The organism is Oligoflexus sp., assembly GCF_035638955.1.
Classification (GTDB): Bacteria; Bdellovibrionota_B; Oligoflexia; order Oligoflexales; family Oligoflexaceae; genus Oligoflexus.
Genome location: NZ_DASQYZ010000435.1, coordinates 1 through 7,178, shown reverse-complemented (window position 1 = coordinate 7,178; position 7,178 = coordinate 1). Strand labels below are relative to the sequence as shown.

Sequence of the window (7,178 nt, the reverse complement as noted above, 5' to 3'; positions counted from 1 at the left end):
CCAGAGAAATGGCTGCCCTGGACTTATCGAACAACGCTGGCCGCCATCCACAGCTAATCAACAATCAGATGCACCACCCTTCATATCTGTCAGGATTTTTTGGGTGAAAGTTGAGCTATTCCGCCGAAAGCTTACGAAGCTGCGGCACGTCAATTTGAGAAGACCGTTGAGAAGTTATACGAGCTCCATTGCCAATCGACCGACTCGGACTTTCGGCGGCAGAACCCTTTTGGAATCAATCAGGCGATCGTCATGCGAGCCGTGCTCCTGGATGGCGACTGCCTCGTGGTCCGGCGCTACCGTCCAGTATCCGGTGGCCTCCTGGGAACCTGCATCCAGATTATTGAAGGGGCGAGGCTTGAGAACCCGTTTGCGGCTTCCGCAGAACTGGATATCAGGGAAGGGGTGGAACTCGACCGCGACGGCGTGCCGATCGCATACCACATCCGAAATGGGAATCAGTATCAACGCCTCTCAGAAGAGAACCGGGTCTTTCGCCTTTCGAGATATGACGAAACAGGGGCAGTCCAGGCGCTTCATCTTTTCAATGCGCGCCTTCCCGGGCAGACACGAGGAGAGCCATTTCTCGCCCCTGTGGTCGAAAAATTCAAGCAGCTCGGACGATATACCAACGCGGAAATCATGGCCGCTGTGATAAGCGCCTTCTTTAGCATCTTCGTAACTTCAGAAGGGACAGGACCGTTTGGAAACAGGGCTGATGCGCACCTGGCATCCAGAAAGCCAGAGGACCGCGAGCGTTCATCGCAAAAGTTTGGACAGGGACTCATGGTCAACCTCCTGCCCGGTGAAAAGGTCGAATCGGTTACCCCAGGCAGACCAAACTCTGGCTTTGATCCATTCGTGCAGGCGATCCTGAGGCAAGTGGGGATCGCCCTGGGGCTCCCCTATGAGGTGCTGGTCCAGCACTTTCAATCCTCCTACTCAGCGAGCCGTGCTGCACTCCTCGAAGCCTGGAAATTCTTCAAACTCAGACGTACATGGCTGATTCGCATGCTTTGTCAGCCTGTCTATGAGTGGATGATTCAGGAGGCCGTTGCAGGTGGGATGCTCGATGCTCCAGGTTTCGATGATCCGCTCAAACGCAGAATCTATCTGTCCGCTGAATGGATCGGCGCATCCATGCAGAGCATCGACCCACTGAAAGATGCCAAGGCCGATGAAGTCCGCCTGAATTCAGGTGTCGCTTCCCGGCGTTCGCTTGTGGAAGAGCAGGGGCGCGACTACGAAAAACTCAAAAGGGAGATAGATAGCGAAATGGAAGACTTAAAAAAGTCTGAGCCGGTGGAAACACAGGATGGCAAGGATCTTAAGTGACTATGGAGCACTCACAGTACACTAGTATTTTTTGTCATTATTGCCGTGGTTTTGGTGATTTTTGATTTAAAGCACCTAAAAGCGGCAACCCGCGACGAATACGTAACGATTGTCCTGTAAAGATAAACCAACCTGATGAAGATCGTCCCACACACCATGTCAGGCACGCCACATAAGAAGCACTTTTGCACTAACCATCGCAGCGGATAGACCAATGCAGTGAACCGTGCTGTCTATATGTCCCGGAATGGAAAAGATTATGGCTCAGCCAACGAAATCCGAGAACCCAACTGAATCCGAAAATCGCGCAAAGGTTCTGTTGGTCGATGATATGTATGACAATCGAGTCCTAATAAGTTCGATCCTGAAAAAAATTGGAGTGAAGGTTGATTGCGCAGAAAATGGCAAGGAGGCTATGGAGAAGGCCCTTCTTGGGGATTATGATGTCATTCTCATGGATTTACAGATGCCGGTAATGGACGGCTATCAAGCAACAACAGCACTTAGACAGCATGGGTTTGCAAAGCCAATTGTTGCCATAACTGCTCATTCCTTGAACGAACATCGAGAAAAGTCCCTGCAATCAGGCTTCACAGCTCATGTCACTAAACCGGTTTGCTGGCAAACTCTGTGCAGCTGTCTGTCGGCGTTATGCCCCAAGATCAACCATACTTTCTAGAGGTTTCCAATTTGGTACGGTTGATTAATAAAATCTATATACTTCCCTGCGCCGTTGACAGTGAAAGGAGCGCGAAACTGCTGGGGTAGCAGTTCGCTAACCGCTACTCTGTTTTGCCAGAGCCATTTTTATTGAATCCGTGACCGCTGTAATTTTGAAAGGTTTTTCCAGGATCGCTTAGAATTCGCTTCTCACAGCATCAAAATCGCAAATTTTTTGCTGCAGAGTATCAATGCCAAAATACGCACGGGCGGTTCTCAAAAGATTTTATAGACAGTTCGGCAATGCTTTTTCTCCCCCCGAGCCGTTTGCGGGTGTATGCCACAATATGTGTAAATAGTTTATCCCATCTGAACTCACTTTCGATTGTCACTTACGTCGACACTTGGGACATTACTCAGAAGCTGGAGAAGGAAAGGCACCGGATGAAACGAGATTAACCCCCCTTACCATTGATGCCTGCTCCCGATCACTTGAAAGGAGCAAAAGCATGCCAAGCATAAGCATTCCCTTTAAAATGTTGCAGGTCCCCCCGGACAAGCGACTCTGCTCGATCCTCTGGTATGATGAGGACCCCGCTAGCCAAGGTGGAACCATCCTCCTCCACGAGCCGCTGAACCAATTCCAGCTTATGGCGCTTGAGCCCAATCTCGGCGTAAATCAGGCGTTCATGCACAATTTCCTTTTCATAGATAGTCACCATCTGGTTGTCATTCTGTTCCACAGGGAAAAGGAGGTTGAATCCGGCCATGCGCGTATTGTGTTTTCAACAAAGTCACCTGAATCATGGGCGGACGGGTTAAATGATCTTAGTTTCTGCTCGAGAATCCCCGTCTTTCAAATTAAATTAGGTCAGTCCCTAAAGGCGGGCTGCGTTTTAAGATCCTTACTAGTCCAAATGGAGCCACAAGCAAGCCGGATGTAGAAAGAGTTTTATCAAAAACATTACTGATACCCATATGGCAGCTGTCTTATATACGCCACCGGTTGTCTTCCAGATCAGGGCAAGCCTTTGCTAGCATATGCGAATAGTTAAAGAAGCCAGCGTGCCGAAAGCAATGAACAGATGGTTCCTGCTTGCCATCGCCACCAATGGTCGCGCTTTTAGGGGACAATGCTCCGTCAAAGGGGAACACTTCATGGCAGAATGCCAAAATTCGTTAGATGATTTAGGGAATAAATCTTTCCTCACTCAAAAATGCATTTCTGGCAAACAGTCAATACTAAAAAAGCTATCTAATTAGGTTGGTATGTCTTACAAAAGTGCAAGATGCCCAGTGATCTTAAAACTGAAATGCAGGATTGTTGGCTCATGAAAATGAATTTGTGATCCGGTAGCAAAAACAATCAAAAAAAGATTTTCCCCCTATGGGAAAAGCTTAATAAGGCGTCAGCCCGATTCCGGGCGGCCATTCTCCGTTATGCGAACCTAATATTCTCACCAAGTAATCGTATTGCAATATTGCGAATGGGTTTCTTATGGACAAAGTATATTCAAGTGAAATGTCGCACCTCCTGATTGATAAAAAGACGGAAATTTTCGATCGTTGGGTGGTTAGTGTCAACGCTCGTATCGAGGCTTCAGATAAAACCAATCGAAGTAAACTCATTGATCATTTGCCACAGTTTTTGGCGCGTTTGGCCGAGACACTCGATCCGAATCATAGCACTGATGATCCTTGCGTCGACGGTTCGTGTCAGATTCACGGACATCTTAGGGCCAATGAAGAAAAATATTCCGTTCGTGAAATGCTTAAGGAGTACAGGGTACTACGCGAAGTTATTTTCAAAGTGGCTGAGGAGAATGCGAAGCAAGTTCCGCAACCCATCCGGGACTTTATTGCAGATTCGATAGAAAAGGCAATGGAGATAGCTGCCGAAGCTTTCTCTGGACAACGGGTACAGGGGATTGAGGACGAAAAGGAAAGGGCTAACAAAATAATCGGACGTCAGGATCGATTCGTAGCCAGTCTTTCCCATGACCTTAGAAACCCAATTGGTGCAGCTGTAATGGGTCTTGAAATCCTGGAGGAAGAACTGACGGAGAGTGGTCATGAAGAAACCATAGATATTATCAAGCGAAATCTTCGGCAGGCTGACGCAATGCTTAACAATCTTCTCGATTTAGCTCGAGTAAAATCAGGGCATCAACTCATTGTAAATCCGGGTCCCTGTAGTCTCAAAGAAATTTTGGACAATGCTGTCAATGACTTTATCCCCCGCTTTGGTGATCGCTTTCTATATTTCAAACAAGTCGATGCACAGGGAAATTGGGATGCAAGTGTTCTGAGGCGCATTGTTGATAACATTTTGCAAAATGCTCTTAAGTATGGATATGAGAATAGGCTGATAACAATAGCTACAGGCATCAAAGATGAGAAAGCCTTCATATCCATTCATAACTTCGGAAAACCCATTCCAAAGCAACTGCAAGACAATATTTTTAATCCGTTCAATCGAGGACTGACTGACGAACCCACCATCGCAGGATGGGGCCTTGGGTTGGCTTTTGTTAAAGTAGCTACTGAAGCTCATCATGGAACCGTGGCTGTCTCCAGTAGCCAAGAGGATGGCACAACGTTCACTATTACGCTCCCACTCTAAAGCTGTGCCTGCCTGAGCTTAGAGTCTGAAGCAATCATCAGCCAGTGCTTCGTGATATAGACCCATTCATCTGAGTAAAACAGGTGAGTTGATGAGCCTTCGCCATGTGCAATATTTTCATTTGTATTCATATAACACCTCCAGAGAGAATTCTTGCACGATGGACCGTTGCCGGCAAGCGATCGTAGATTTTGGAGCGGTTTAGAACTGGCATTTTTGGAGATTTCTGGATTTCTGTTTGGAGAATCGAACGTTTCTGTGAACAAGTGAAGATGTGAGCTTTATTCTGGGAAATGGCTGGAAGTGAGGGACGAGATGCCATCGAATGAACTGGCAGAAAAATCTGGTGATCTGTATTCTTCAAGATGCGCTACGGCTGGAACAAGCCGGGTAACTTGGGCAAAACACTCAAAAACCGTGTGGCTGCTTCGGAGGATTTGTTTAAGGAGTTACTAAAGAGCCACACATACTCTTTGTCAACTGGTGATACTACATCCAGTTCTGTCAAACGCACTGGATCATGCTTACTGCGGACAAAATTTAGTTCAACTCCTATCATGCCATCAACACGGCCGCTCCGGTACATTTGCATTCCCTGAACATAGCTGTTGGTCCAGGTAAACTGCAAGCCTGCACATTTTTTTGCGAGCTTTTTTGCGTAAAAAACATTGCGAAACGCAGAAAAATTCATTCCTCTCATCGCCTCACAGTCAGTCATTGGTTTTCCTGCGACGATTACAATCGCAACCGAATCAACTTTTGCAATTTTGTGGTACGTTACTCCGCTAAGTTGATGGTCTAACGAGAGTAGAAATTGCACTTGATTCGCCTGCAGCTCTGTAAAGGCTCTATGAGTTGGTAGAGCCCTAACGTCACAAATTACTTGCGCGCGTAAGCATAAGAATCTTGCAATTTCCAGGTTGGGCGCAGTCCATTTTTTTCCTTCCTCGCTGATCTTCATGACAGCCAGTTTGGTCTCAGGTTTTGCAATCACCTGAGAATCCAAAAACAAGATAATCAATGTCAGTAGCAAGTGCACCATCAAATCTTCCGTTTAATGAAGGGATTTCCAAAGTCATTAAAATTACGTTAGGGTTTGACCCTAATGTTTTATACCCCAGAGTGTTGATATGTCTACTGCATCATGCTGTAGTTATGCAAGAAAACTATTGTCTGTCAAATGATCTAACAAAGATTCCCGAGGTTTATTCTTGGTTGAATCCAGGTAGTGTTTCGCGAAATCATCTTTCTTTGGCTTCAGGATTACTCAGTAATTTCCAACCTGGCTCGCAGAGTACGCCAAGTGATTCAAGTAAAGGTTCTACGGTGCACCGCCGACGAAATCGTGTTTTAAGTCTTTCCAAAACTTAAGAGCTGACTTTTTAATTAATTTTCGTGGAACTAAAGATGATTCAATCAAAGGGTAAAGACTGCACTTTCAATGTTCAATAAATTTTCTTTTTTGAACCGCATTTTGATTGATGAGTTAAATTCAGCTTTTGCTTCGGAAAATGTAAGCGTCATTTTTTGCAAATCTCAAAGGGGACGTCTGACAATTTTAAGACGAATATTGGAATCCGTCAATCATGAGCAACTAAAAAGAACAGGAGATGAGGTAGTAAAATCATGTTGTGAAAAATCTGGTGTTCAGGAAAAATTGGATAGCATTGATATTTAATATCAGAATAACCAGAAGCAGAAAAAAGCCAGAAGCCGAAACTTCTGGTTACAAAGATAACGTTGCTTATAACGAGTATGATAGCGAAGCCAGGACTTCGTTTGTACTAAGCTTGACTTTGGTCAATTCGGTCTTCAGTGATTCATCACCAGCGGAATACTTGACCCCGGTGTGGTCACTGTCGAGCGGATTGGTAACCCGATACTCAAGCCCCAGGTTCACATTTTCCGCTACCTTCATCCTGCCCCCTACGCCAGCATCGTAGTTCCAAACCTGAACATCGCCCGGATTTATTCGGGTTTCGTTTCGATTCTCACTATTAAGGCTGATCATGTGGTAACTGGCGCCGCCCGCAGCATATGCACTGAAATCGCCAACCCTGAGAAAGTCGTAGGAAAGCTGCGCTTTACTATAAAGATCGTTAAAGTTTGGCTGATTTAGGCCATGCTGCTGGTTGTAACTAACATAACCGACACCACCGCCGAGGCGCCATCGATCTGCCAGCTCATACTCAAGGTTGAGTGCTCCGCCATATCCTTTGATAAAGCGCGAGTTGCTGACATCGGCAGCTTCGTTTTGTCCATCAGAGTTGGTCCACTTCTCGTCACCCAATTTGAGCTGGGCTGTCGAGTAAATAACTTCCGGTTTAACGGTGAGAGAGCCTGCGATTGCCTTTGCGGAACAGAGGACTGCGAGAAGGGCAAACATTCTGCTTTTCATAGAATTCCTTGCATGAAAACTTTGGGGATAATTCCCCGACACGACGATACCTAGCAGAAATTTACGGCAGATGGGAAGTGGGCCCGCCCCCACTTCCCAAGGCTTGAAAATCGATATATGGTGAAAAAAGTCGCGGAGGATTTTTTGAGTCTAGCTCTCTCT

The 7,178-nt window shown here is 46.2% G+C and carries 7 protein-coding genes; 4 read left to right on the top strand and 3 right to left on the bottom strand.

Annotation, left to right across the window (positions count from 1 at the left end; all coding sequences use genetic code 11):
• Nucleotides 1-117: 117 nt before the first annotated feature.
• From VE954_RS35955 to VE954_RS35940, 4 genes are all read left to right on the top strand, one after another.
• Nucleotides 118-1,335 carry a phage portal protein gene (locus tag VE954_RS35955; protein WP_324962214.1) on the top strand — a complete coding sequence of 406 codons (1,218 nt, stop codon included), beginning with the start codon at nucleotides 118-120 and terminating at the stop codon, nucleotides 1,333-1,335.
• A 259-nt stretch (nucleotides 1,336-1,594) separates the two neighbouring features.
• Nucleotides 1,595-2,014 carry a response regulator gene (locus tag VE954_RS35950; protein WP_324962212.1) on the top strand — a complete coding sequence of 140 codons (420 nt, stop codon included), beginning with the start codon at nucleotides 1,595-1,597 and terminating at the stop codon, nucleotides 2,012-2,014.
• Between the two features lie 490 nt (nucleotides 2,015-2,504).
• Nucleotides 2,505-2,939 (top strand): hypothetical protein, encoded by a 435-nt coding sequence (locus VE954_RS35945; protein WP_324962210.1) that lies wholly within the window; start codon nucleotides 2,505-2,507, stop codon nucleotides 2,937-2,939.
• Nucleotides 2,940-3,493: 554 nt separating this feature from the next.
• On the top strand, nucleotides 3,494-4,618 hold the full coding sequence (locus VE954_RS35940) for a sensor histidine kinase (RefSeq protein ID WP_324962208.1): 1,125 nt from the start codon (nucleotides 3,494-3,496) through the stop codon (nucleotides 4,616-4,618).
• Here the strand turns inward: VE954_RS35940 and VE954_RS35935 are convergent.
• The 3 genes from VE954_RS35935 to VE954_RS35925 form a co-directional block, all read right to left on the bottom strand.
• Nucleotides 4,615-4,749: a hypothetical protein gene (locus tag VE954_RS35935; RefSeq protein WP_324962206.1), complete on the bottom strand. Its 135-nt coding sequence runs from the start codon at nucleotides 4,747-4,749 to the stop codon at nucleotides 4,615-4,617. The two genes, VE954_RS35940 and VE954_RS35935, sit on opposite strands and share 4 nt — an antisense overlap.
• 239 nt (nucleotides 4,750-4,988) lie before the next feature.
• Complete coding sequence (locus VE954_RS35930) at nucleotides 4,989-5,660, bottom strand: hypothetical protein (RefSeq protein ID WP_324962204.1); 672 nt, start codon at nucleotides 5,658-5,660, stop codon at nucleotides 4,989-4,991.
• A gap of 702 nt (nucleotides 5,661-6,362) precedes the next feature.
• Complete coding sequence (locus tag VE954_RS35925; RefSeq protein ID WP_324962202.1) at nucleotides 6,363-7,004, bottom strand: outer membrane protein; 642 nt, start codon at nucleotides 7,002-7,004, stop codon at nucleotides 6,363-6,365.
• Between the last annotated feature and the right edge of the window lie 174 nt (nucleotides 7,005-7,178).